Source organism: Mycolicibacterium austroafricanum, from assembly GCF_902705885.1.
GTDB classification, from domain to species: Bacteria; Actinomycetota; Actinomycetes; order Mycobacteriales; family Mycobacteriaceae; genus Mycobacterium; species Mycobacterium vanbaalenii_A.
Genome location: NZ_CACSIP010000031.1, coordinates 1 through 24,220, shown reverse-complemented (window position 1 = coordinate 24,220; position 24,220 = coordinate 1). Strand labels below are relative to the sequence as shown.

Sequence of the window (24,220 nt, the reverse complement as noted above, 5' to 3'; positions counted from 1 at the left end):
AGCTAGAAGACCCGGACCTGGCCCTCGAGCGCCGGCACCGTGTCCGGCAACTTGTACGTCTCGATGCCGTTGCGGAACATGATGGCTTCCCGGGCGTGCTCGGGGAGGTGCTTGACCAACCAGCGGGGGTCATCGAAGGTCCAGTGCGGGTAGTCGCTGCTGAACAGCAAGATCTTCTCGCACTCCATCCACTCGAAGGCCCGGGTCAACTCGGTCTTGTCCTCCGGGTAGTCCAGCGGCTGGGTGGTGAACTTGATGTGGTCCTTGACGTACTCGCTCGGCTTGCGCTTGATGTCCAGCCACGACTTGCGGGCCTCGTAGATGGCGTCCATCCGCCACATCAAGGGCAGGATCCAGGTGAATGCGTGCTCCACGAAGACGATGCGCAGGTTGGGATGGCGGTCGAACGTGCCGTCGAAGATCAGGCTCATCACCTGGTTGGCCGCCAGCAGCGAGTAGGTGACCATGAAATCGTGGTTGTAGCTGGGCAACCCGACCGGCGGCATCGGCAGTTCGTCGTAGTGACTGCGTGACAGGTGGCAACTCACGGTGATGTCGTGCTTGGTGGCGGCAGCCCAGATGGGATCGTATTTGGGGTTGCCCCAGGACGGACGGGGCTCGGCCTTGATCAGGATCTGCGCCATGTAGGGGTGTCCGGCCCAGCGCTCGATCTCGGCCACACTCTTTTCCGGCTCCTCGATGGCCAGGCAGATCGACCCGCGCCACCGCTCGTGCCAGTTGTTGTGGCTGTCGAGCCAGTGATTGGCCTGCCAGTCGTTGAGCGCGCAGTTCATCGCGTGGTTCGCTTCGGGAATCCGCGCCGGATAGGCGGCGGGTTCCAGGATCGCGATGTCAGAGCCGGCCTCCATGATCAGCTGCTTGAACGCCAGATCGGGGTCACTGCAGGCGAACTCGCCGTCCGGGGGGAAGGTGTCCAGGCGCATCGCGTAGGAGTGCGCGTAGTCGGGAGCGTCGTAGTAGATCTGGTCGCCGACCTTGTGCGTGCCGAAGTACTTGCTGCGCCAGGGTTCAGGAATGTACTGACCGAGATCGCCGCTGCGAGGCGCCGGGTGGACGTCGGAGTCAACGCACCGCACGGCAATGCGCTCGGCGGCGGGTACCCGTGGATTGGCTGTGGTGGTCATGGTGTTGCCTCCTCGTTCCCTCTACTGTGCCCCAGCGGCGGAAGCAATGACCGGACTTTGGATCCCATACAGCTCTGCGGCGTTGCGCCAGCACAATTTGTCGCGCTGCTCGACGCTGTACGAATCGGGGACCGATAGCTCATTGAGTTGCCAGTGCGGATAGCTCGAGCCGTACATCACCATGTCGTCCTTGCCGGTGAACCCGGCCCACTCGCCGGCGAAGTCGACGTCGCCCGGGCCGTCGAGGCTGCCCTGGACGAAGAAGACGTGGCCCGGCAGGTAGTCACTGGGCATCCTCGGCGCCCACGGCGTCTGCTCGAGATGCGGCCTGCCGAAGCAGTCCATCCGCCACATGAACGGTGTCAGCATGTCGGCGGCGCCGTCGGCCCAGACCAACTTCAGCGCGGGCATTCTCTCGAACACCCCTTCGGCGATCATATTCATCAGGTGGTAGAGGAAATTCAGCGCCGTGAACCCGACGAACTGTTCGTAGGTGCGGGTCAACCCGTTGGGTGTCGGCGGCAACATCACGCCGGAACCGACCTCGAAGTGCACGGCGACAGGCAGATTCGCCTCTACCGCGGCTTCCCACAACGGCCAGAACTGCGGCTTGCCGTAGAGCTCACGCGACTGCAGCGGGACTCCCAACTGCACGACCCGCGGATGGTCCTTGTACTTGTCGATCTCCCGCAGGGCACCGGCGACGTCGTCAGGGTTCACCCGGATGGTGCCGCGGAACCTGTCGCCGAACTCGGCGTGATCCAGCCAGCGGGTCACCATCATCTCGTTGTGGGCCGCGGCGATCGCGGTGCCCAGGTGGCGATCGGGCATGATGCCGCGGGTCATCGGGTGCAGGATTGCCAGATCGACACCGCGATCGGCGAAGAGGTGCTGGGCCGTCACCTCCGGATCGGATCCCGGGTACTGGCGATCGGGGCCTTCGGTGCCCTTCGCGTATTCGCCGCCCGGTGCGCCGTACCAGTCCATCTCGTAGTCGGGGAAGCCTCGGCTGCGGAAGGGTTCGCGAAGGAAGTTCTGCCGCAGGTCTTTGTTGGACCGGCTGAAGATGTGCACGCTGGTGTCGATGACGGGAACCTTCACCGGGTCGGAGTCGACGCCGTTTGTCCCGGCACTGAATTCCTTCACGCAACCATCCTTCGATCTCTGCACGCCGAAGGCGCGACCGTAGACTCCCTCCAGTGTAGATCGTTGTTCTTCTAAAGCAAGAATTCTGTTCTCCAGCAGAGCGCTTAACATCTGCGCAGGTAGGACTCGCTGCTGGTCGGTCGCTCAGCTTCTCGATTCTGGAAATGACGAACCGTAGGGCGAGAACGTCGACACCAGATGCGAGAATGCTATTCTCCTGTCACGGCCGTTCAACAGGAGGCGCTGGATGCTACTTGAGTTCGATGCCGATCAACGGCTGTGGCAGGAGACCGTGCGTGACGCGGTGTCCAAACAGTGTCCGGCCTCGCTGATCCGCGACATCGCCGAGAACGGCGTGGACCCGGCGTCGTTGTGGAACAGCTACGTCGAGGCGGGCTGGACCGAGCTGACAGACCAGGACAACGCCGTCGAGCTGGCGATCGTTCTCGAGGAGTTGGGCCGGGTCACCGATCCGACGCCGATGTTGGCGACCCTGACCCAGTTCGCTCCGCTGGTGGGGGATCGGTTCGACCCGCTGAGCGCGGGCGCCGCCGTGTACAGCGGTGTGACCGCCACCCGGGATGCCCAGGGTTGGGTACTGACCGGAACCGACCGTTTCGTGCTCGACGGAGACCGCGCAGAGCGGATGGCCGTCGTGACCCCCGCTGGGGTCTTCCTCGTCGATCTGCGAGCCGACGCCGCCAACGTCACCACCCGTCGTGTCGACGTCTTCGATCCGGTTCTGCATGTCGCCGAGGTGTCCTTGGTCGGAGTGCGCGTCGCCGACACCGAACGGCTTCCCGCCGACACCGAACGTGCCCGCCACGTGGCGCTGATGGGGATGGCCATCACCATGGTCGGTGCCTGTCAACGGATCCTGGACCTGGCACTCGAACACGCCAAGAGCCGTCAGCAATTCGGGGCGGCGATCGGGACATTCCAGGCGATTCAGCACAAGGCCACCGACATGCACGTCGCGATCGAACGGGCACGCGCGCTGTGCTACTTCTCGGCGCTCACCATCGCCGCCGACGACCCGCGGCGCCGGCTCGCCGCTGCCATGGCCAAGGCATCGGCCGGGGAGTGCCAGGCGCTGGTCTTCCGGCACGGTCTGCAGATGTTCGGCGCGATGGGATTCACCTGGGAAAACGACCTTCAGTTCGCGCTCAAACGGGCCAAGGCCGGCGAACACATGCTGGGCGGCGCCGCCGAGCATCGTGCCATCATCGCGGAGGAATTTGATGCAGCTGACCTTTGATCAGGACGTCGAGAACTTTCGGACCGAGTTCTCCGCCTTCCTCGACGAGCACCTGCCCACCCCGGCCGAGACGTTGGAGCGTCCCCGGTCGGTGTCGCACATGCCACAGTGGGCCCGCGACTGGCAGCGCAAGCTGTTCGACAACGGTTGGCTGTTGCCCGCTCAGCCGCCGGAGTTCGGCGGACGCAACGCCACCGTGTTGCAGACCTACGTCCACCTCGAAGAACTGTGCAGGCGCCGGATCTATCACAGCTTCAACCCGCAGGGCGTCAACATCATCGCGGCGTCGCTGCTGACGTTCGGCACGGAGGAACAGAAGCACCAGTGGGCCGTACCGGTCCTGAAGGGGGAGCGCACCGCATCGCTCGGGATGAGTGAGCCCAGCGCTGGCTCCGACCTCGCGTCGCTGCGCACCAAGGCTGAGTTTGTTTCGGGCGGTGACGGGCCCTACTTCGTCGTCAACGGTCAGAAGGTGTGGACCTCCGGTGCGCACGACGCCGACTTCCTGCTGACGTTCGTCCGCACCGATCCGGATGCCCCCAAGCACAAGGGAATCAGCGTGCTGCTGATCCCGACTGACCTCGAGGGTGTGGTGTGCCGGCCGTTCGCCGACATGACCGGGATCGACAACCTGGACTTCAACGAGGTCTTCTTCACCGACGTCCGGGTACCCGCCGAGAATCTCGTCGGCCCGCTCAACGGCGGCTGGGGAGTGGCCAATGGATCGCTGGGCCACGAGCGCACCATGATGTGGCTGGGCTTCGCCGACCGAATCGCCAACTCGATCGCCGATTCCCGGCCATCCAACGCACTCGAACGCGATGAGTTGGCGACCACGATCATGGACTATCAGGCGCTGCGTCTGCTGGGTTCGGTCGGTCTGGCCAAAGCCGCGCGTGGCGAGGTGGACGTGGCGTCGGTGTCGATACCCAAGTTGCTCGGTGCGGAGGCTGAGATGCGAGCTGCCAGCGCCTGTCTGACGGCAGCCGGGCCCGACGGCCTGATCCACCCGTCGACCTCCGGGCCTTACGAACACATGAACCTCGACCACTACTTCGCCAGCTGGTTCGAGCGCTACGCCCGCAGCTTCTCGGGGACCATCGCCGGAGGCACCTCTGAGATCCAGCGCAACATCATCGCCCAGCAGGTCCTCGGCCTGCCGCGGAGATAGCCGGGGTGGCCGATGTGCTGCCCGCGGATTCGGCACGCGCAACCGTACAGGAGCGCACCGAGCAGATGTGGTCGCGCTTCAACGGGATCCGGCAGCGGTACGCAATACTGTGAGCCGCCGATTCGGGTGCAGTTGGTCACCGGCAGCGTGACCAACTGCGCCGAAATCACAAGCGCTGGAGCTTGAACGTCCAGAACTGGGTTCCCGGAGGGCCGTTGTTGCAGCCGACGTCGAACCGCGAGTCGATGGTGCCCAGCAGCGTGGTGGCATCCCAGGAGTAGGTTTCGCGCGTGGGCATGTTGTGCCCCCAGCAGCGCAATCCGTCGGGCACGTCGACGGTGAACGTGTACCGTCCGTCCACCAGGTATGCCTTGCCCTCGTAGTAGTCGTAGAACTTCAGCCGAGGTCGCGCGGCGACATTGACGCAGTCCGGGGACTTTTCGGGGTAGCACAGCGAGACGAACCAGAACCACGAAGCCCGGTCGTACCTGTTGGTCCACAGATCGTAGTTGCCCAACTGCATTCCGGCCGCCGCCGAGGGCGGCGCGAGCAGCGTCGCCGCCACCATGAGCGCGGCCACCGCGGACCCGATCCTGTTGAGCTTCATGATCCTGTGTTGCCCTTCTTCTATCCGACGCCACCCATGGAACCACTCCGCCGCGAATTATGGGCCCAGTTCGGCCCGTCAATCGATGACGGCCGGTTCCTTGCGCTCGGTGATCGGCCGCGCGAGCTGCTGTTCGTTGCAGATGCGTTGGAGCTTGTCCAGTGTTTCGTCCAGTCCCGGACCCCGGGGCGTACCCGGCGTGAAGGTGGCGGGCAGATTGCGCATGCCCTGGATGACGCCGATGGTGTCGTAGTGCACAGTGCCCTCGGGGTCGCACATGTAGTCGGGCATCCGGTCGAGCACGGCCGTGAGCATCGACTTGAACACGGTACGCGCGACGTTGGAACCCACACAGCGGTGCACGCCGATGCCGAAGCTGAAGTGACGGTTACCTTTCCGGTCCAGCACGATCTCGTTCGGGTTCTCGAACACCGAGGGGTCGCGGTTGGCCATCGCCCAGGAAAGCCACAGTCGCTCGAACTGCTTGAACTGCTGGCCCGCAACCTCGACATCCTCGGAGAACGTCCGTCCGTCACCGGGGGCCGGGGTGAAGAAGCGGAGGAACTCCTCGGTGGCGGGATGCAACAGCTGGTCGCGTTCCCGGCTGAGTCGGTCCCGCTCGGCGGGGTGCTCGCCGAGCCATTCCAGTGCGTGTGCGGTGAGCGCGGTGGTGGTGTCGAACCCACCGCCGATGATCAGCCCCAGGTTGCCGAGGATCTCCATGTCGGGAGCGGGGTCGCCGTCGATGCGCAACTGCAGCAACGCGTTGACCAGACCGGGCCGGGGGTTCTCCCGGATCTCCATCATGTTGTTGATGAGATCGATGCCCATCTCCCGGTGCTGCTCGTTGATCTTCTCCCGCTCGGGCGCGTGCTCAGGGGTGTAGACCGAGGCGTGGGTGGGCTCGCTGTAGACATTCCACTTCTTGAGATCGATGCCCATCATCGCCAGCGTGAACACCGCAGGCACGACGTTGGCGAGGTCTTCGACGAAATCGATCCGACCCGATTCGATGTGCTCGTCGAGTGCGGCGCGGGTGATCTCGTCGACGAACGGCTCCCAGCGCTTGATCGCGGCGGGTGAGAGATACGGGTTCAGCGCGCCGCGGTAGGTGCTGTGCTCGGGTTCGTCCATCTCGAGGATGCCGCCGCGGACGACGGTGGCGCGACTGGCCTTCGGGATGGTGATGCCCTTGAACGGCGTTTCACCGCTGATGTCGTGATGGTTGGACACCGCGGGGCAGCGGGCGAGTTCGAAGACGTGCTTGCTGTCGGCGGCCACCCAGTGCCCGTCGTAGGTGTCCGTCCACGCCAGCGGACACTTGCGCTGCATCTCCTCGGTGATCTTCTGGAACTGCAGCCGGTACTCGGGCGTGTGCCGGTCGAAGTGAAAGGTGTGCTTGCGGTGGCTGTCGTCGGCGGTGCCGTTCACGACGTCGTCGACACTCAAAGCTGTTTTCTCCCTGTGCGTTTGCTGTTTCTGACAGCCATCGAAGTAGTCACTCTTCGATCGAGATGGCCTGTTCCGGGCAGGACTGTGCAGCCTCGCGGACCGCGTCCTGCTGATCGGCCGGAACGGTCTCGTCGACCGGCGAAGCGGTCCCGTCGATATCGCTGAGCTCGAACGAATCCGGCGCGATCATCGAGCAGAGCGTGTGCCCCTGGCACCGCTGTGAGTCAACCCGAACCTTCACGGCGTTCCTTTCTAGGCGTGGTAGTCGTACCACTTCAGATAGCCACCCGCGTCGACGCGCAACTGCATGCCGGTGACGTAGCGGGCCTCGTCGGAGACCAGCCACAGGATGGCGTTGCTGATGTCCTCCGGTTCGATGAAGTTGACCTTCATCGCCTGCTGGACACCGAAGACCGGCTCGGCGTCCGCTCGGGTCGGGTTCTCCAGATCGGGTCGGAAGGACTTGTACATCGGCGGGCTCTGCAGCATGTCGGTGTTGCAGTTCGTCGGGTGCACCACATTGGCGCGAATACCGCGGACGGCCAGATTCGTCGACAGGTCGTGCACGTACTGGGACAGCAGGCGTTTTGACGTCATGTACGCCATGCCGCCGGGGTCGCTGCCCGGGTTGGGCTTGTTGTGGGCGTCCATCAGCGCGGCGGTTGACCCGGTCGCGACTATCGAAGCGCCTTCCTTGAGGTGGGGCAGCGCCACCTGGATGGCGTTGATGGTCCCGACCAGGTTGGTGTTGATCACGTCGGTCCACGCCTGCATCGGCGGATCGCCCTTCATGCCGGCGATGCCCGCCTGAGCGACGACGATGTCGAGGCCACCCATTTGGGCGATGCCGTCTTCGAGTGCCTTCTTCAGCTGTGCGGCGTCGCGGACGTCGGCCTTGGCGGTGTAGACGCGTTGGCCGGTCTTCTCGACGAACGCGGCCGTCTCCTCCAGATCCTCCGGGGTCGCCATCGGATAGCCGATGGTCGCGAAGTCCTCACACAGATCGACGGCGATGATGTCGGCGCCTTCTTCGGCCAGCCGCACGGCATGGCTGCGCCCCTGTCCGCGTGCGGCGCCGGTGATGAAGGCGACCTTCCCTTGAACGCGTCCCATAACCCGGTGTCCTTTCGAAGTTCTGGTGTCTGCTGGCTTGTCTCAGGTGTTCCGGCCGCCATTGACGCCCAGGATCTGTCCGGTGATGTAGCCGGCGTCTTCCGAGATCAGGAAGGAACATGCTGCGGCGATGTCTTCGGGTCGGCCGATGCGGCGCACCGGCGTCGCGTCGATCTGCTTCTGGGTGTCGCCGAGGAAGCCGCGCTCTTCTGCCTTGCGCAGCATCGGGGTGTCGATGAAACCGGGGGGAACCGCGTTGACGGTGACGCCGTTGGGTCCGTACTCCAGTGCCAGCGACTTGGTGAGGCCGTTGACCGCCGACTTGGCCGCGACGTAGGGCGCCATGAACGGCTGACCCGAGTGCGTGCTCGACGAGGAGATGTTGACGATGCGTCCCCAGCCGGCCTCGATCATGTCGGGAAGAGTCGCCTGGACGCAGTGGAAGACGCCGTTGAGATTGACGTCGACGACCTTCTGCCAGTCGGCGAACGTGAGGTCGACGAAACGCTTGAAGCGTTCCAGCCCCGCGGCGTTGACGAGCACCGTCACCGGGCCCAGCTCCGTGCGGATCTTGTCGAGTGCGGCGTCAACCGCTGCCCGATCGGTGACGTCGGCGGTGTAGGAGTACTTCTCCTCGCCGGCGTTGAGGTCGATGGTGGCCACACGCAGCCCGTCTGATCGCAAGCGGTGTGCCACGGCGGCTCCGATGCCCGAGCCGCCACCGGTCACGAGCGCGGTCTTCACTTGCGGACTCCGGCTGAGCTCTCGATCTTCTCGGTCATCCAAGAATCATCCTTCCGATTATGAGAACCGTACTCTCGCACACTGCTCTCTCGCAAGACATGTCGGCCGCGCTGTTCGCACTGGTGAGACGTTTGATGGCCGATTGTCGCACCGTTCTCCGCAGGCAGTAATGGTTCCGCCTGTTTTCTTGAGTTCTCATTCCGCGAATGTATGATTCGCCGAGGATGAGAATGCAGTTTCCATCACAGTAGCCACTCCAAGGCGCTGAAGTCACAGGTCCTCAAGGAGGATGATGCAGGAAACAGCCACGATCTCGGATGACCGCGCGGGCGCGGCGCGCGTCTCGCACGCTGATCGCCGCCTGTTGATCGGTGGACGTCTGCTCGAGGCCGATCGCACGTTCCCCTCGCTCAATCCGGCCACCGGAGAGGTGCTCGGATATGCCCCGGACGCAGCAGTGGCCGACGCCCGTGCGGCGGTCGCTGCGGCGCGCCAGGCGTTCGACACCACTGACTGGTCGACCAACGTCGAGCTGCGGGTGCGGTGCCTCCAGCAGCTGCACCAGACGCTCGTCGACCACCGCGACGAACTCGCTGCGCTGACCATCGCCGAGGTCGGGGCCACCGAGGCGCTCTGCCAGGGCGCCCAGCTGGACCAGCCCATCGGCATCGTCCGGTACTACGCCGACCTGTTGGCGGACTATCCGATGACGGAGGATCTGGGCAACATCACCAGCCGCGGCATGCAGCACCACCGCTGGGTGGAGAAGGAAGCGGCAGGCGTCGTCGCCGCGATCATCGCCTACAACTATCCGAACCAGCTCGCACTGGCCAAGTTGGCGCCCGCGCTGGCCGCCGGTTGCACCGTCGTGTTGAAGTCCGCGCCCGACACCCCGCTGATCACCCTGGCGTTGGGTGAACTGATCGCCAACCACACCGACATCCCCGCCGGCGTCGTCAATGTGCTCTCCGGTGCCGATCCCGAGGTCGGTGCGGTGCTCACCACCAGCCCGGACGTCGACATGGTCACCTTCACCGGTTCGACGCCTACCGGCCGCCGCATCATGGCCGCGGCCAGCGAAACGCTCAAGAAGGTGTTCCTCGAACTCGGCGGCAAGTCCGCCGCGATCGTGCTCGACGACGCAGACTTCAGCACCGCAGCCCTGTTCTCCGCGTTCAGCATGGTGACCCACGCAGGCCAGGGCTGCGCGTTGACCTCGCGGCTGCTGGTGCCCAAGAAGAACAAGGACGAGATCGTCGACTTGATCAAGACCAACTTCGGCATGGTGCGGTATGGCGATCCCAATGACCCGAAGACCTATATGGGCCCGTTGATCAGCGAGAAGCAGCGGGACAAGGTCGACGGCATGGTTCAAAGAGCCGTCGCCGCCGGGGCAACTCTGGTCACCGGCGGTGAGAAGGTCGATCCCGGCTACTTCTACACCCCGACGCTGCTCGCCGACGTGGACCCGGACAGCGAGATCGCCCAGGAGGAGGTCTTCGGACCCGTTCTGGTCGTGATCGGCTACGAGGACGACGACGACGCGGTGCGCATCGCGAACAACTCGATCTATGGCCTTTCCGGCGCCGTGTTCGGCAGCGAGGACCGGGCCTTGGCGGTGGCACGGCGCATCCGCACCGGCACCTTCTCGATCAACGGTGGCAACTACTTCAGCCCGGACAGCCCGTTCGGCGGTTTCAAGCAGTCGGGGATCGGCAGGGAGATGGGCAAGGCCGGTCTCGAGGAGTTCCTGGAGTCGAAGACTTTTGCCACAGTCGTGCCCGGGGCGACGTCATGAGCCGCCCACTGGAGGGCATCCGGGTTCTCGAGGTCGCGATGTACGGGTTCGTCCCGTCGGCGGGGGCCGTGCTCGGCGAGTGGGGCGCCGACGTCGTGAAGGTCGAGCACGCCGTCACCGGTGATCCGCAGCGGGGGCTGCGACAGACCGGGCTGTTGCGGGTCGAGGGCGATCCCAACCCGAACATCGAACACGCCAACCGCGGCAAGCGAAGCATCGGCCTGGACATGTCGGTGCCCGAAGGCAAAGAGGTGCTTCTTGACCTCGCCCGCCGCGCAGACGTGTTCCTGACCAGCTTCCTGCCCGGTCACCGCGACAAGTTCGGCATCGACGTCGACGACATCCGCGCGGTGAACCCCGACATCGTCTACGCCAGAGGGAGCGCGCTCGGGCCCCGAGGCGAAGAAGCGGTCAAGGGCGGCTACGACATGACCGCGTTCTGGTGCCGCGCCGGCACGGCCCGCACCATCACCCCGCCCGACATGCCCGGCATGATCGGGCCTCCCGGGCCGGCCTACGGCGACACCATCTCCGGGACCAACCTCGCGGGCGGGATCGCGGCGGCGCTGCTGAAACGCGAGCGCACCGGCGAAACGTCGGTGGTAGACGTCTCGCTCCTCGGGAGCGGGCTGTGGGCGATGGGGCACACCGTGGCGCTGACCAACCACCTCGGCGAGCGCATGGAGGCGTTCCCGCCCGGCGTGCACGGGTCGCCGATCAACCCGCTCGTGGGGCTTTATCCGACCTCCGATGACCGCTACATCTCGTTTGTCATGATGCAGCCCACGAAGTTCTGGGCCGACGTGTGCCGGCACATGGAACTCGACGGACTCGCCGACGACCCGCGCTTCGCCACTGCCGAAGCCATCGCCGAGAACACCGCCGCGGCGAATGAGATCCTCACCGAAGCCATGAAGAAGCGTCCGCTGGTGGAGTGGAGCGAGCGCTTCGCGACGCTGCTCGGTCCCTGGGCGCCTGTGCAGGATACGCTGCAGGCCGCTCGCGACGCGCAGGTCCGGGCCAACGAGTACATGGTTCAAGCGGGGGAACTGGAGTTGGTGGCCAACCCGGTGCAGTTCGACGTGGCCGCACCGCACACCGGCCCCGCGCCCGGCTTCGCCGAACAGACCGATGAGATCCTGCTGGAACTCGGCCTGGACTGGGACCGCATCATCGACCTGAAGACGGGCGGCGCTGTCACCTGAGCTCGGCCGTAGTTCACCACCGAAGAGAGAGCAGCATGCCCTACGTCGTGTCCGTCGGCACCTACCTGCCGTGCTGGGGGACCGCCCTGCACCGGGTGGCCGGCGACGACGAAGACGCCGTCACTATTGCCGTCGAGGCGGGACGTGCGGCGTTGACCGGTGGCGGTGCCGTCGAGCGCGTGGTGTTCGTCAGCCGTGACTTCCCGCTGGTGGAAAGCAGCAATGCCGCGGTTCTGCTCGCGGGTCTGGGTTTGGATCCCGAACTCGAGGTCGACGAACGGCTGGGTGGCGCCCCGGCGACCGTCGACGCGCTCAGCTCCGCGCGACCCAGGACGTTGATCATCGGCAGCGACCTCGACCCGGCTGGGGCCGCGGCGATCCTGACAGCCGAGCACGGGTTGCAGGTGCGCACGGCCGCCCGTGTCGCGCGCAGCCTGCCGGTGCGCACCCGCAGAACCACCGGCGACGTGCACGACTACGGCGATCCGCGGCTGCTGCACGAGCGCGGCCTGATCGCATCACTGGCCGCTGCCTGGCTGGACACACCGGCGGCGGTGGCAGGGGTGGACCATGATCGCGCGGCCGACCTGTGCTTGGGGGATCCACCTGCGCTGCCTACTGCAGGAGCCAGCTCGAGCCTGTTTGCGCTGGCGGGAATGGCTGCACGGGGTGCGACGGGGCCGTTGGTCGCCGTCGAACAGGCGATCTTGTCCGGCATCACCGTCAGCGGCGGGACTGCCCTCATCCACCGCCGGGAACCGAGTCCCCGGCCGGTTCCCGAAGGCGCCTTCACGGCCGGCATGGACATCCCGATCTCGCTGGCCGCCTACGAGCGGGCCTTCGAGGCGAAGGTGCGGTGGGAGGCGGGCCGGTTCGCCGACTCCGGTGAGTTCGATTTCCCACCGCGATACCGGGTTGGACCCGACGGCGCGCTGGCCACCGACTACGAGCTGGTGCCCTTACCGCGCACCGGCACGGTCTACACCGAGACCACGGTGAACATCCCGGTGCCCGGTCTGCGGACGCCCTACTCACTGGTCATCGTTGACCTGGACGGTGTCGGGGTGCGCGCGCTGGTCAAGGTCACCGGTGCCCCGGCGGGTGTGGTCGACATCGGCGACCGCGGACGGCTGGCTTTGCGCCGCGTCGCCGTGCGCTCCGGGGTGCCGGATTACGGTTATGCATTCGAACCCGAGCGAGTGGTCGCATGAGGACGCGAACGCGAACACGAGTGAGGATCGCAGCGCAGCGAGGACTGGACCGAGTGGGAGCCGAGCCATGAGGAAAGTGGCGATCGTCGGCGCCGGCATGACGCCGTTCGGTGAACACTTCGCGCTCGGCATCAAAGATCTTCTTCCGATGGCGTTCTCCGACTGCGCCCAGACTGTCGACAAGGGCTTGGCGAAGTCGGATCTGCAGGCCGCGTGGTTCGGCGCGATGGGCACCGCCGACGGGTTTCCGTCCGGGATCCTCGCTGACACATTGGGGCTGCCGGATTTGCCAGTTACCCGCATCGAGAACTCCTGCGCGACCGGGCACGACGCGATCCGCAACGCGTTGTACGCCGTCGCAGCCGGGGCCTTCGACGTCGCGCTGGTGATGGGCGCTGACAAGCTGCGGGACACCACATCTGCGGACATGCTGTGGGAATGGGAGGCGATGGCCCGCGACATGGCCTGGGATTACCCCCTCGGACTGGTCGCCCCAGCGGGATTCGCCCTGCATGTTCGTCGATATCTCCACGAATCTCCGGCAACTGAAGAACACTTAGCCATGGTGGCTGTTAAGAACCACCGGCATGGGGTGAACAACCCCAAGGCGCGGTTGCGCTTCGAGATCACGATGGAGCAGGCCCTGAACGCACCGATGGTTGTGACCCCGTTCCGGCTCTACGACTGTGCGCCGCAGAGCGATGGCGCCGCCGCGCTGGTGATCGCCGCCGAGGACATCGTCGACCGGTTCACCGACAGACCCGTCTGGATCAGGGGAGTCGGGCTCGGCCTCGATTCGGTGATGCACCAGCACAAGCCGGACATGACGATGCTGCCGGCGACCACCCGGGCGGCCAAGCAGGCGTTCGCGATGGCCGGCATGGCCCCTGCCGATGTGGACGTCGCCGAGGTGCACGACTTCCTGACCGGTATCGAGATGATGAGCTACGAGGACCTCGGCTTCGCCGAGAGGATGAGAGGATACAAGCTCTTGGAAGCCGAGGTAACCAGTGTCGGCGGGGCGCTGCCCGTCAATCCCAGCGGCGGCCTGAAAGCCAAAGGTCACCCGCCGGGGGCCACCGGTGTGGCACAGTGCGTCGAGTTGTTCCAACAGCTGCGAGGCGAAGCGGTCAATCAGGTGGATGGCGCCCGAATCGCGCTGGCGCACAACATTGGCGGTCCGACAGCCGTATCGGCCGTCACGATCCTGGAGGGACCAGAGGGTTATGGCGTCTAAGGGACCGGAGCGATGGTCGACGGGTATTGCGCTGCCCAATGGTGTGTCGGGTGCCATGGCGGCTGTCGGCGGCTTCTTCGCGATGGCGGTGGATGCGGTGCGGTTCATCTTTGTGCGGCCGTTCCAGTGGCGGGAGTTCTTGGAGCAGTGCTGGTTCGTGGCGCGGGTGTCGATGGCGCCGACGTTGTTGGTGGCGATCCCGTTCACCGTCCTGGTCAGCTTCACGCTGAACATCCTTCTTCGTGAATTGGGTGCGGCGGATCTCAGCGGTGCGGGTGCGGCGTTCGGTGCGGTGACCCAGGTGGGGCCGTTGGTCACGGTGTTGATCGTGGCCGGCGCCGGCGCCACAGCGATGTGCGCCGATCTGGGGTCGCGAACGATACGCGAGGAGATCGACGCGATGGAGGTGCTGGGGATCAACCCGGTGCAGCGTCTGGTCACCCCGCGGATGCTGGCGGCGGGGTTGGTGGCGTTGCTGCTCAACAGCCTGGTGGTGATCATCGGGATACTTGGTGGCTACTTCTTCTCGGTGTTTGTTCAGGATGTGAACCCGGGCGCGTTCGCCGCCGGGATCACTCTGTTGACCGGGGTACCCGAGGTCATCATCTCGTGTGTGAAGGCAGCGCTGTTCGGGCTGATCGCCGGCCTGGTGGCGTGTTATCGCGGGTTGACGATCACCGGTGGTGGCGCCAAGGCGGTGGGCAACGCGGTCAACGAGACAGTGGTGTACGCATTCATGGCGTTGTTCGTGATCAATGTGGTGGTCACGGCCATCGGCATCCGGATGACGACGGGATAGGGGCCGCGGTCATGGGTACTTCCACGGTGGTGCGGTCGCGGTTCCCGCGGTTGGTCAACCAAGCCGGTCGGCCGGTGGCATGGCTGTCCCGCATCGGTGACCACGTGCTGTTCTACGGCCGCGCGCTGGCCGGTGTGCCGCATGCGGCGGTGCATTTCCGCAAGGAGATCATCCGGTTGATCGCCGAGATCTCGATGGGTGCAGGCACCTTGGCGATGATCGGCGGCACCGTGGTGATCGTCGGGTTCCTGACCCTGGCCGCCGGCGGCACGCTGGCGATCCAGGGCTATTCGTCGTTGGGCAACATCGGTATCGAGGCGTTGACCGGGTTCCTGGCGGCCTTCATCAATGTGCGTATCGCCGCGCCGGTGGTCGCCGGGATCGGGCTGGCGGCGACCTTCGGGGCAGGGGTGACCGCGCAGTTGGGGGCCATGCGGATCAACGAGGAGATCGACGCACTCGACTCGATGGGAATCCGGTCGGTGGAGTACCTGGTGTCCACCCGGATCGTGGCGGGGATGATCGCGATCACGCCGTTGTACTCGATCGCCGTGATCTTGTCTTTCGTGGCTTCTCAGTTCACCACGGTGGTGTTGTTCGGCCAGTCCGGTGGACTCTACGACCACTACTTCGACACGTTCCTGAACCCGATCGATCTGTTGTGGTCGTTCTTGCAGGCGGTGTTGATGGCGATAGCGATTTTGTTGGTGCACACCTACTTCGGGTTCTTCGCCACCGGCGGGCCGTCCGGGGTGGGTGCGGCGGTGGGTAACGCGGTGCGTACGTCCCTGGTCGTGGTGGTGTCGGTGACGCTGTTGGTGTCCCTGGCGATCTACGGTTCCAACGGCAACTTCAACCTGTCGGGCTAGGAGACGAGTTGAGCGCAAACCGAAGGTCCAAGCTCGTCCGTCCGCTGGCTGGGATGGGCCTCATCGTCGCGTTGCTGGCGATCTTCGGGTTGTCGATCGGGCTGTTCCGCGGCAGCTTCACCGAAACCGTTCCCGTCACCGTGATCTCGGATCGCGCCGGGCTGGTGATGAATCCCGACGCCAAGGTCAAGATGCGGGGCGTCCAGGTCGGCTCGGTCAAGTCGATCGACTACCGGCCCGACGGCACCGCGGCCCTGCGGCTGGACATGGACCCCTCTCAACTGCACCTCATCCCGTCGAACGTCGATGTCGACATCGCGTCGTCCACCGTGTTCGGCGCCAAGTTCGTCCAGCTCGAGGCCCCGCCGGACCCGGCTGCGCAAACCCTGGGAAGAGATCAGGTGTTGCGCGGCGACACGGTCACCGTCGAGATCAACACGGTGTTCCAGCAACTGGTTCAGGTCTTCGACAAGATCGACCCGGTCAAGCTCAACGAGACCCTCGGCGCCATCGCCCAGGCGTTCAACGGCCGCGGCGAACAATTCGGCAACACGCTGTCCGACTTCAACGCGCTACTGGCCGAACTCGAACCCAGCCTGCCCAATCTCGCCCGCGACATCGAATTGTCCGTTCCCGCGCTCGCCGCCTACGGTGACGCCGGCCAGGATCTCGTGTCGATCATCGAGAACACCTCCGACTTCAGTAACTCCATAGTCGAGGAGCAGCAGAACCTGGACGAGTTCCTGGTCAGCGCAACCGGTCTGGCCGAGCTCGGCAACGAGGTGGTCGGCGCCAACCGTCAGGGCCTGACCGACGTCACCCGCTTGCTGGTGCCGACCACCGATCTACTCCGCCAGTACCGCAAGTCGCTGTGGTGCGGTATCGGCGGTCTCGTCCCGTTCGCGAAGTCCCCGCCGCAGTTCTCGGGGGTTTTCGTGTCGTCCGGGCTGACCTTGGGCGTCGAGCGGTACCGCTATCCCGGTGACCTGCCAAAGGTGGCCGCCAAGAGCGGTGGCCGCGACTACTGCACCGAACTCGGCTTGCCCGAGCTGCCGTCCGAGTTCGTGCCGCCGCTGATCGTCGGTGACGTCGGAGCCAACCCCGCCCAGTACGGCAACGCCGGGATACTGCTGAACTCCGAGGGCCTCAAGAACTGGTTGTTCGGCCCCCTGGACGGACCACCCCGCAACACCGCGCAGATCGGAATGCCGGGATGACGCGATCAACCAGCACGCTGCTCAAGTTCACGGCGTTCGGCCTGGTCATGGCGGTGCTGACGGCATTCCTGCTCCTCGTCTTCAGCGACAGCAGAACCGGTGCGACCAACCAGTATTCGGCGGTGTTCACCGATGCGTCCCGGTTGCAGTCGGGGGATACGGTGCGGATCGCCGGAATCCGGGTCGGCACGGTGAAGGGTGTGGAGCTGCAGGCGGACAGGAACGTCCTGGTCACGTTCGACACCGACCGCAGTACCGCGCTGACCACCGGCACGCAGGTGGCGATCCGCTACCTCAACCTGGTCGGCGACCGATTCCTCGAGCTCGTCGACACCCCGGACTCGACGCAGATCCTCCCGGCCGGTTCCCAGATACCCGTGTCCCGGACCGCGCCGGCGCTCGACCTCGATGTGCTGCTGGGGGGCCTCAAACCGGTCATCCAGGGGTTGAACCCCGAGGATGTCAACGGCCTCACCACGTCGCTGGTGCAGATCCTGCAGGGGCAGGGCGGAACCATCGAATCGCTGTTCTCCAAGACGTCGTCGTTCACCAACTCGCTGGCCGACAACAACGCGGTGATCGAACAGTTGATCGGCGACCTGCAGACAGTACTGGCCACGCTTTCCGAGCAGGGTGACGAATTCTCCGGCGCCATCGATCAACTCGAGCAGTTGGTGAGCGGGTTGTCGACCGATCGCGACCCGATCGGCACCGCCATCGAGGCACTCGACAACGGCACCGCATCGATCGCAGACCTGCTCAGCCGCGGCCGGGCCCCGTTGGCCGGTACCGTGGACGAACTGGCTCGGCTCGCGCCCTTTGTGGACAACGACCTCGAGCGTCTCGACGCGACGATCCAGCGGTTGCCCGAGATCTACCGCGAGCTCGCCCGGGTCGGCTCCTACGGCGCCTGGTTCCCGTACTACATCTGCGGCATCGCCTTCCGCGCAAGTGATCTCGAGGGCCGCACCGTGGTGTTCCCGTGGATCCAACAAGAGACCGGAAGGTGCGTGGACGAGTAATGCTGAAATATCGCGGATCTCAGCTCGCCAGGGCCGGTTTCATCGGCGTGGTGGTGATCATCCTGGTCATCGCCGTCGGATTGCAGCCCGAACGCCTGCTGTCGTGGGCCACCGCGGTGCGCTATCAGGCGCTGTTCGCCGAAGCCGGCGGTCTGACGGTCGGCAACGACGTGACGGTCTCGGGGATCAAGGTCGGCTCGGTGAATTCGGTCGAACTCGACAACGGTGACGCCCTCGTCGGGTTCACCATCGACGGCAAGTACGCACTCGGCTCGGATACCACTGCCCACATCCGCACCGGAACCCTGCTCGGTGAGCGGGTGTTGGCACTCGATTCCGACGGCAGCGGAAAGCTCGATCGACAGAAGGTCATCCCGACGTCGCGGACGTCGTCGCCGTATTCGCTGACAGATGCGGTCGGGGACCTCACCGCCAACACCGCCGACACCGACACCGATTCGCTGAACCAGTCGCTGGACACCCTCGCGCAGACGCTCGACCAGATCTCACCGCAGCTGGGGCCGACCTTCGACGGGTTGTCGCGGCTGTCGCGGTCGCTCAACAACCGCAACGAGAGCCTGGCCGAACTGCTGCGAACCGCCGGCGACGTCACCGGGATCTTCTCCGAGCGCAGCAGGCAGGTCAACACGCTGATCCTCAATGCCAACGACCTCCTCGCGGTGCTCAACGACCGCCGCTACGCGATCACGAGTCTGCTGTCGAACATCGCGTTGGTATCGCGGGAACTGACCGGAGTGGTCGCCGACAACGAGCAACAGCTGGCGCCGGCGCTGGAACGACTGAACAACGTGGTCGCGATGCTGGAGCGCAACCGGGACAACCTCGCCAAGATCCTGCCCGGTGCCGCCAAGTACTACCTCACCCAAGGCGAGATCGTCTCCAACGGCGCCTATTACAACGCCCTGGTGCCCAACATCCAACCGGCACAGTTGCTGCAGCCGTTCCTGGAATACGCCTTCGGGTTCCGGCGCGGCGTCGACGCCGGCCAGCCGCCGGACAACGCCGGCCCGCGGGCGGAGCTCCCCTTCCCCGTCAACAGCATCCCGCAGCCAGGAGACCTCCCCAATGACGGCAACCCGTAAGCGACTGGTGGCCGGCACGACGATCCTGCTGGCCATCACCCTCGTCGCCGGCGCGGTTTTCCTCGTCCGGCAGGTGTTCTTCGGACCGAAGACGATCACGGCGTACTTTCCCACGGCCACCGCGATCTACCCCGGTGATGACGTGCGGGTGGCCGGCGTCGCGGTCGGCACCATCGACAGCATCGATCCCGAGGGTACCCAGGCGAAGATGACCCTCAAGGTCGATCGCGGCGTGCCCATTCCGGCGGATGCCAAAGCGGTGATCGTCGCGCAGAACCTGGTGGCGGCCCGCTACGTCCAGCTCACCCCCTCCTACCGGGACGGGGACGGGCCCACGATGGGCGACGGCGGCGTCATCCCGAGCGACCGGACCGCGGTGCCCGTCGAGTGGGACGAGGTCAAGACCCAATTAACCCGGCTGGCAGCCGAACTGGGACCGCAGAACGGCATCTCCGATACGTCAATCTCGCGGTTCGTCGACAGCGCCGCCAACGCCCTGGATGGCAACGGCGACAAGCTGCGGCAGACGCTGAGCCAGCTGTCCGGCGCGGCGAGGATCTTCGCCGAGGGAAGCGGCAACATCGTCGACATCATCAAGAACCTGCAGACCTTCGTCAGTGCGCTCCGCGATAGCAAAGACCAGATCGTGCTGTTCCAGAACCGCCTCGCCAGCCTGACCAGTGTGGTCAACGACAGCCGGTCTGACCTCGACGCGGCGCTGTCGGAACTGTCGGTCGCGATGGGTGAGGTCCAGCGCTTCGTGGCCGGCAGCAGGAATCAGACCTCCGAGCAGGTCGAGCGACTGGGCAACGTTCTCCAGGTCCTGTCCGACCAACGTCTTGACCTCGAGAACGTCCTGCACATCACGCCGAATGCGATCGCCAACTTCAACAACATCTACTACCCCAACGGCGGATCGGTGACAGGTGCGTTCTCCCTGTCGAACTTCGCGAACCCGGTGTGGTTCGTCTGCGGCCTGATCGGCGGCATCGCGAACACCACCGCCCCCGAGACCGCCAAATTGTGCTCTCAGTACCTCGGGCCGGCGTTGAAGCTGGTGAACTTCGGCAACCTGCCGTTCCCGATCAACCCCTACCTGCGGCCTGCGGTAAATCCGGACCGGATGATCTACACCGACCCGAAGCTGGCACCCGGCGGTGCGGGCCCCGGCGATCCGCCCGAGAATCCGCCGTCGGTGTCCGCATACACGGGCGCTGGGGATGTCCCGCCGCCCCCGGGTTGGCATTCACCTGCCGGTCCGCCGGGGATCTACACCACCGACGACGACGCCCCCGCCATTCCGTCGCCGGCGTTGTTCCCTGGTGCACCCATCCCGGGGCCGCCGAACGTGCTGTCAAACCTGCCGGCGCAGCCGCAGACGGCCGACGGGTTGCTGTTGCCCCCGACCCCGGCGCCGGCGCCGGTGCCGCCGGGTGCGCCACTGCTGCCAGCAGAGGGGATGCCGCCGTCATGATCCGTGGTGTGAAGCGATGGACGGTCGTGGGGTGCAGTGTCGCCCTGTCCATGACCGGGTGCGCCTTTCAGGGGGTCAACTCGCTGCCGCTGCCGGGAGCGGTCGGCCGGGGGCCCGACGCGGTCACCTATCACGTGGAGATCGCCAATGTCGCGACGCTGGAGTCGAACTCGCCGGTACTGATCGACGACGTGGTCGTCGGCAGCGTCGGTGAGATGACGGTGGACGACTGGCATGCAAGCGTGACGGTCTCGGTCAAGCCCGACATCGTCGTGCCCGGCAACGCCGTGGCGACGGTCGGTCAGACCAGCCTGCTGGGCTCGATGCATCTGTCGCTCAACCCGCCGATCGGTGAAGAGCCGAGCGGAAGGCTGCAGCCCGGAGCGACCCTGCCGCTGAACGCGTCGTCGACCTACCCGACCACCGAGCAGACCTTGTCGTCGCTGTCGACGGTGATCAACGGGGGAGGGCTCGGCCAGATCGGTGACATCATCCACAACTTCAACGCGGGCATCTCCGGACGCGAATCGGAGATCAGGGACCTGCTCGTGCGACTCGACGACTTCGTCGGGGTACTGGAGCAGCAGCAGGGCAACATCATCGCGTCGATTCAGCAACTCCAGCGCGTCGCCGGCACCTTCGCCGGTCAGACCGACGTGATCGATCGCGCGCTCAAGGATATTCCGCCCGCGTTGGACGTACTGATCCGGGAGCGACCTCAATTCACCACCGCACTGGACCGGCTCGGCCAGTTCAGTGACACCGCCACCGGTCTGGTCAACGACGCCGGCGACGACCTCGTGCAGACCCTGGACAATCTCGGGCCCGTCCTCGGGGCGCTGGCCGACATCGGGCCGGACCTCAACCTCGCGTTGCTGTGGGCTTCGGCATTTCCGTACGGGCCGGGATTCGCCGAGAAGATCACCCGGGGTGACTACATCAACCTGTACGCGATCTTCGACATCACGTATCCGCGGCTGAAGAAGACCCTGCTGCTCGGAACCCGCTGGGGCGACGAGAACGCGAAGCTGATCCCCGCGCCGGGTGACCCGTACTACCTCAACTACTCCTACGATCCGTTGAAGATCGGCGTGGCGCCGCCGCCTGAGGAGGCGCTGCCGGCGCCGGGGGCCGCCCCGGGCGAGCCGATGCCACCGGCGACCGGACCGCTGCTGCCGGTGGCACCGCCGCCGCCGTCAGCGCCGTGGCTACCGCAGTCTCAGCCGATCACCGGTTCGCAGATCTTCGCCGGGCCTTACGGGGCGCCACCCCCCGCGCCCGCCCCGCCACCTGCCGCCGAGGCACCGACACCGGGAGGGGGCGGCTGATGCTGACTCGCTTTGTCCGGACTCAGTTGATCCTCTTCACCATCGCGTCGATCGTCGGCGTCGGTGTGATGATCTTCGCCTACATGCAGGTACCCACGCTGCTCGGTGTCGGTCGGCTGACAGTGAAACTTGAACTGCCGGCCTCCGGCGGTCTCTACCGGTTCAGCAACGTGACCTACCGCGGGGTGCAGATCGGCAAGGTCACCGACGTCGCGCTGACCGAGAACGGCGCCGAAGCGACGCTGTCGCTCGATACGTCGCCGAAGATCCCGGCAGATCTACAGGCCGATGTGCTCAGCGTCTCGGCGGTCGGCGAGCAGTATGTCGATCTGCGTCCGCGCACCGAATCGGGGCCGTTCCTGGAGGATGGATCACGAATCCCGGTGTCGTCCACCACGATTCCGCAACGGGTCGGCCCCATGCTCGATCAGCTCAGCGCGCTGGTGGAGAGCCTGCCCAAGGACCGCATTCCCGACCTGCTCGACGAGACTTTCAACGCGTTCAACGGCGCCGGCCCGGAGTTCGGATCGCTGCTCGATTCCGCCTCCGAGGTGACCGACAAGATCAACGATGCCTCCGGCGAGACCCGGGCGTTGGTCGATGACATCGGTCCGCTGCTGGAATCCCAGGCCGAGACCACCGATGAGATCCGGACGTGGGCACGGAGTCTGTCCGGCGTCACCGCTCAACTGGTGCAGAACGATCCAGAGGTGCGTGCGATTCTGCAGCGGGGCCCCGGCTTCGCCCAGGAAGTCAGCTCGCTGCTTGATCAGGTGAAGCCCACGCTGCCGATACTGCTCGCCAACCTCACCACAGTGAGCCAGGTGCTGCTCACCTACAACCCGGCCATCGAGCAACTCCTGGTGGTCTTCCCGGGCATCATTGCCGCGCAGCAGTCCTTCGGCCTGCCCAAGAACAACCCGACGGGGCTGCCCACCGGCGACTTCGCGCTCACGGTCAGCGATCCGAACCCGTGCACCACCGGATTCCTGCCGCCGTCACAATGGCGGTCACCGGAGGACGAGACCACGATCGACACTCCGGACGGGTTGTACTGCAAGTTGCCTCAGGACTCTCCGCTCAACGTCCGCGGCGCCCGCAACTACCCGTGCATCGAGCATCCGGGCAAGCGGGCACCCACTGTCGAACTGTGCAATGACCCCAGGGGCTATCAGCCGTTGGCGATGCGCGATCATCTCCTGGGCCCGTATCCATTCGACCCCAACCTGATCTCGCAGGGCGTCCCGCTCGATGACCGCGTCGACTTCGAGGAGCGGATATTCGCGCCGACGGAGGGGACCCCGCTGCCACCCGGCGTGGCACCGTCCGGAACCCCGCAGGGTTCACCAGAGCTGGCCCCGACCCCGCCGCCGCCGCCGGCACCGGTGGAGCCGCCGGCTTCGGGCCAGGCGGTGCCGGCTGCGCCGAGTGCGTTCCACGGCAACGCTTCTGCGGGGCCATCGGTGGCCACCGCTCATTACAACCCGGAGACCGGCCAGTACCTCACGGCGGACGGTGCGTTGCAGCAGGTGGCCATCGGGGCGGCACCGAAGACGTGGAAAGACCTGCTGCCCACCTGAGTGAACAGAAAGGAGTGAAGCGGGATCGGCGACGTGTTCCGTTGCCGGTCAACACTTCAGAGTCAGCTGACCTTCTGCGCCGACACCGGCAGTTCGATGACTTTCGGCGTGTTGACACCACATGCACCGCTGGCGCTCTTGGTGACGTTGCGGCCTGCCATGTACGTGTAGTCATTGAGCAGCCGTTCCTCGGTGGCGCGGTTCACGCCCCACAAGATGAACTTCTGATGCCCGGTGGCGAAAGTTCCGTTGGGGCAGGGCATCCAGTTGGGAACATCGTGCTCGATGAACCAATAGTCGGCCAGCCTGACGGTGCCGGTCCATCCCAGGCTGCTGGTCGCCTCTCCGGTGCACTCGATCGGGCTCACGCACGACACGTTGACGGTCCAGGTTTCACGCACCGGCAGCTGGTCGATCAGAACGCCGTTGGTCCGCGCCCATTCGCCGTCGGAGAACACCTCCCATGTGCCTGAGATGTTGGCTCCGAAATCCGTGGCCTTGGCAGACGGTGCACCGCCTAGACTTCCGAGGACGGCGACCGTCGTCGCGGCGAGGCCACTCATCACACGTACTGCGCGCATGGCTTCAGCCTAATCGGCACGGGAGCAATGCTCTCCAAAAGTGAGAATTTCGTTCCGACACATGGAAAAATGGCGGGGTGCGTTTCCTCGTCGCAGCGATGGCTGCTCTGGCAGGCCCCGCGTGGGTGCTCGCCGCCCCGCCCGCGGCCGCCCAACCGCC

Annotated in this window: 22 protein-coding genes; 14 read left to right on the top strand and 8 right to left on the bottom strand. The window is 65.5% G+C overall.

Translation table 11 applies throughout. The annotated features are described in order from the left end of the window. Window positions 1–2 precede the first annotated feature (2 nt). Together BEMPMBAN_RS19895 and BEMPMBAN_RS19890 are read right to left on the bottom strand one after the other, a co-directional pair. A complete protein-coding gene (locus tag BEMPMBAN_RS19895) occupies window positions 3–1,145 on the bottom strand; it encodes an amidohydrolase family protein (protein ID WP_159232980.1) in 1,143 nt (380 codons plus the stop codon). A gap of 21 nt (window positions 1,146–1,166) precedes the next feature. Beyond that, window positions 1,167–2,291, bottom strand: coding sequence for an amidohydrolase family protein (locus tag BEMPMBAN_RS19890; protein WP_234897592.1), 1,125 nt, complete (start codon window positions 2,289–2,291; stop codon window positions 1,167–1,169). A 247-nt stretch (window positions 2,292–2,538) separates the two neighbouring features. Here BEMPMBAN_RS19890 and BEMPMBAN_RS19885 point away from each other — a divergent pair, with 247 nt between their 5' ends. Next, a complete protein-coding gene (locus BEMPMBAN_RS19885) occupies window positions 2,539–3,549 on the top strand; it encodes an acyl-CoA dehydrogenase family protein (RefSeq protein ID WP_159232979.1) in 1,011 nt (336 codons plus the stop codon). Next, on the top strand, window positions 3,533–4,720 hold the full coding sequence (locus tag BEMPMBAN_RS19880) for an acyl-CoA dehydrogenase family protein (RefSeq protein ID WP_159232978.1): 1,188 nt from the start codon (window positions 3,533–3,535) through the stop codon (window positions 4,718–4,720). Before BEMPMBAN_RS19885 ends, BEMPMBAN_RS19880 begins: the two co-directional genes overlap by 17 nt. Window positions 4,721–4,886: 166 nt before the next feature. On the opposite strand, the gene BEMPMBAN_RS19875 is transcribed toward BEMPMBAN_RS19880, so the two are convergent. From BEMPMBAN_RS19875 to BEMPMBAN_RS19855, 5 genes are all read right to left on the bottom strand, one after another. Beyond that, complete coding sequence (locus BEMPMBAN_RS19875) at window positions 4,887–5,327, bottom strand: hypothetical protein (protein ID WP_159232977.1); 441 nt, start codon at window positions 5,325–5,327, stop codon at window positions 4,887–4,889. A gap of 78 nt (window positions 5,328–5,405) precedes the next feature. Then, window positions 5,406–6,776, bottom strand: coding sequence for a cytochrome P450 (locus tag BEMPMBAN_RS19870; protein WP_159232976.1), 1,371 nt, complete (start codon window positions 6,774–6,776; stop codon window positions 5,406–5,408). 49 nt (window positions 6,777–6,825) lie between these two features. Beyond that, on the bottom strand, window positions 6,826–7,020 hold the full coding sequence (locus BEMPMBAN_RS19865; protein ID WP_159232975.1) for a ferredoxin: 195 nt from the start codon (window positions 7,018–7,020) through the stop codon (window positions 6,826–6,828). An 11-nt stretch (window positions 7,021–7,031) separates the two neighbouring features. Then, a complete protein-coding gene (locus BEMPMBAN_RS19860; RefSeq protein WP_159232974.1) occupies window positions 7,032–7,892 on the bottom strand; it encodes a mycofactocin-coupled SDR family oxidoreductase in 861 nt (286 codons plus the stop codon). Between the two features lie 42 nt (window positions 7,893–7,934). Then, window positions 7,935–8,636 (bottom strand): SDR family NAD(P)-dependent oxidoreductase, encoded by a 702-nt coding sequence (locus BEMPMBAN_RS19855; RefSeq protein WP_159232973.1) that lies wholly within the window; start codon window positions 8,634–8,636, stop codon window positions 7,935–7,937. Window positions 8,637–8,928: 292 nt separating this feature from the next. Between BEMPMBAN_RS19855 and BEMPMBAN_RS19850 the strand changes: the two genes are divergently transcribed. From BEMPMBAN_RS19850 to BEMPMBAN_RS19795, 12 genes are all read left to right on the top strand, one after another. Next, on the top strand, window positions 8,929–10,434 hold the full coding sequence (locus BEMPMBAN_RS19850) for an aldehyde dehydrogenase family protein (protein WP_159232972.1): 1,506 nt from the start codon (window positions 8,929–8,931) through the stop codon (window positions 10,432–10,434). Further along, window positions 10,431–11,639 (top strand): CaiB/BaiF CoA transferase family protein, encoded by a 1,209-nt coding sequence (locus BEMPMBAN_RS19845; protein WP_159232971.1) that lies wholly within the window; start codon window positions 10,431–10,433, stop codon window positions 11,637–11,639. The genes BEMPMBAN_RS19850 and BEMPMBAN_RS19845 overlap by 4 nt, the downstream gene beginning before the upstream one ends. A gap of 35 nt (window positions 11,640–11,674) precedes the next feature. Further along, window positions 11,675–12,850, top strand: coding sequence for an OB-fold domain-containing protein (locus tag BEMPMBAN_RS19840; protein ID WP_159232970.1), 1,176 nt, complete (start codon window positions 11,675–11,677; stop codon window positions 12,848–12,850). Between the two features lie 67 nt (window positions 12,851–12,917). Then, window positions 12,918–14,087 carry a thiolase C-terminal domain-containing protein gene (locus BEMPMBAN_RS19835; RefSeq protein WP_159232969.1) on the top strand — a complete coding sequence of 390 codons (1,170 nt, stop codon included), beginning with the start codon at window positions 12,918–12,920 and terminating at the stop codon, window positions 14,085–14,087. Further along, window positions 14,077–14,886, top strand: coding sequence for an MlaE family ABC transporter permease (locus BEMPMBAN_RS19830; protein WP_159232968.1), 810 nt, complete (start codon window positions 14,077–14,079; stop codon window positions 14,884–14,886). The genes BEMPMBAN_RS19835 and BEMPMBAN_RS19830 overlap by 11 nt, the downstream gene beginning before the upstream one ends. 11 nt (window positions 14,887–14,897) lie before the next feature. After that, window positions 14,898–15,755: an MlaE family ABC transporter permease gene (locus tag BEMPMBAN_RS19825; RefSeq protein WP_159232967.1), complete on the top strand. Its 858-nt coding sequence runs from the start codon at window positions 14,898–14,900 to the stop codon at window positions 15,753–15,755. 53 nt (window positions 15,756–15,808) lie between these two features. After that, the gene (locus tag BEMPMBAN_RS19820) at window positions 15,809–16,972 is read left to right on the top strand and encodes an MCE family protein (RefSeq protein WP_159233021.1); all 1,164 of its coding nucleotides are present in this window, start codon (window positions 15,809–15,811) and stop codon (window positions 16,970–16,972) included. Further along, window positions 16,969–17,994, top strand: a complete 1,026-nt coding sequence (locus tag BEMPMBAN_RS19815) for an MCE family protein (protein WP_159232966.1) — start codon at window positions 16,969–16,971, stop codon at window positions 17,992–17,994. The genes BEMPMBAN_RS19820 and BEMPMBAN_RS19815 overlap by 4 nt, the downstream gene beginning before the upstream one ends. After that, window positions 17,994–19,097: an MCE family protein gene (locus BEMPMBAN_RS19810; protein ID WP_159232965.1), complete on the top strand. Its 1,104-nt coding sequence runs from the start codon at window positions 17,994–17,996 to the stop codon at window positions 19,095–19,097. The genes BEMPMBAN_RS19815 and BEMPMBAN_RS19810 overlap by 1 nt, the downstream gene beginning before the upstream one ends. Next, on the top strand, window positions 19,081–20,571 hold the full coding sequence (locus tag BEMPMBAN_RS19805) for an MCE family protein (RefSeq protein WP_159232964.1): 1,491 nt from the start codon (window positions 19,081–19,083) through the stop codon (window positions 20,569–20,571). The genes BEMPMBAN_RS19810 and BEMPMBAN_RS19805 overlap by 17 nt, the downstream gene beginning before the upstream one ends. After that, window positions 20,568–21,899, top strand: coding sequence for an MCE family protein (locus BEMPMBAN_RS19800; protein WP_159232963.1), 1,332 nt, complete (start codon window positions 20,568–20,570; stop codon window positions 21,897–21,899). The genes BEMPMBAN_RS19805 and BEMPMBAN_RS19800 overlap by 4 nt, the downstream gene beginning before the upstream one ends. Further along, window positions 21,899–23,479 (top strand): MCE family protein, encoded by a 1,581-nt coding sequence (locus BEMPMBAN_RS19795; protein ID WP_159232962.1) that lies wholly within the window; start codon window positions 21,899–21,901, stop codon window positions 23,477–23,479. The genes BEMPMBAN_RS19800 and BEMPMBAN_RS19795 overlap by 1 nt, the downstream gene beginning before the upstream one ends. A 62-nt stretch (window positions 23,480–23,541) precedes the next feature. Here BEMPMBAN_RS19795 and BEMPMBAN_RS19790 read toward each other — a convergent pair whose 3' ends face one another. After that, a complete protein-coding gene (locus tag BEMPMBAN_RS19790; protein WP_159232961.1) occupies window positions 23,542–24,060 on the bottom strand; it encodes an Rv2253/PknI dimerization domain-containing protein in 519 nt (172 codons plus the stop codon). Window positions 24,061–24,220: the final 160 nt, after the last annotated feature.

Excerpts from the sequence above, each read along its gene's own strand:
- BEMPMBAN_RS19885 (WP_159232979.1), top strand. The coding sequence starts at position 2,539 with ATGCTACTTGAGTTCGATGCCGATCAACGGCTGTGGCAGGAGACCGTG.
- BEMPMBAN_RS19880 (WP_159232978.1), top strand. The coding sequence starts at position 3,533 with ATGCAGCTGACCTTTGATCAGGACGTCGAGAACTTTCGGACCGAGTTC.
- BEMPMBAN_RS19875 (WP_159232977.1), bottom strand. The coding sequence starts at position 5,327 with ATGAAGCTCAACAGGATCGGGTCCGCGGTGGCCGCGCTCATGGTGGCG.
- BEMPMBAN_RS19895 (WP_159232980.1), bottom strand. The coding sequence starts at position 1,145 with ATGACCACCACAGCCAATCCACGGGTACCCGCCGCCGAGCGCATTGCC.
- BEMPMBAN_RS19800 (WP_159232963.1), top strand. The coding sequence starts at position 20,568 with ATGATCCGTGGTGTGAAGCGATGGACGGTCGTGGGGTGCAGTGTCGCC.
- BEMPMBAN_RS19820 (WP_159233021.1), top strand. The coding sequence starts at position 15,809 with ATGGGCCTCATCGTCGCGTTGCTGGCGATCTTCGGGTTGTCGATCGGG.
- BEMPMBAN_RS19810 (WP_159232965.1), top strand. The coding sequence starts at position 17,994 with ATGCTGAAATATCGCGGATCTCAGCTCGCCAGGGCCGGTTTCATCGGC.
- BEMPMBAN_RS19840 (WP_159232970.1), top strand. The coding sequence starts at position 11,675 with ATGCCCTACGTCGTGTCCGTCGGCACCTACCTGCCGTGCTGGGGGACC.
- BEMPMBAN_RS19860 (WP_159232974.1), bottom strand. The coding sequence starts at position 7,892 with ATGGGACGCGTTCAAGGGAAGGTCGCCTTCATCACCGGCGCCGCACGC.
- BEMPMBAN_RS19790 (WP_159232961.1), bottom strand. The coding sequence starts at position 24,060 with ATGCGCGCAGTACGTGTGATGAGTGGCCTCGCCGCGACGACGGTCGCC.
- BEMPMBAN_RS19830 (WP_159232968.1), top strand. The coding sequence starts at position 14,077 with ATGGCGTCTAAGGGACCGGAGCGATGGTCGACGGGTATTGCGCTGCCC.
- BEMPMBAN_RS19835 (WP_159232969.1), top strand. The coding sequence starts at position 12,918 with ATGAGGAAAGTGGCGATCGTCGGCGCCGGCATGACGCCGTTCGGTGAA.
- BEMPMBAN_RS19805 (WP_159232964.1), top strand. The coding sequence starts at position 19,081 with ATGACGGCAACCCGTAAGCGACTGGTGGCCGGCACGACGATCCTGCTG.
- BEMPMBAN_RS19815 (WP_159232966.1), top strand. The coding sequence starts at position 16,969 with ATGACGCGATCAACCAGCACGCTGCTCAAGTTCACGGCGTTCGGCCTG.
- BEMPMBAN_RS19845 (WP_159232971.1), top strand. The coding sequence starts at position 10,431 with ATGAGCCGCCCACTGGAGGGCATCCGGGTTCTCGAGGTCGCGATGTAC.
- BEMPMBAN_RS19795 (WP_159232962.1), top strand. The coding sequence starts at position 21,899 with ATGCTGACTCGCTTTGTCCGGACTCAGTTGATCCTCTTCACCATCGCG.
- BEMPMBAN_RS19825 (WP_159232967.1), top strand. The coding sequence starts at position 14,898 with ATGGGTACTTCCACGGTGGTGCGGTCGCGGTTCCCGCGGTTGGTCAAC.
- BEMPMBAN_RS19850 (WP_159232972.1), top strand. The coding sequence starts at position 8,929 with ATGCAGGAAACAGCCACGATCTCGGATGACCGCGCGGGCGCGGCGCGC.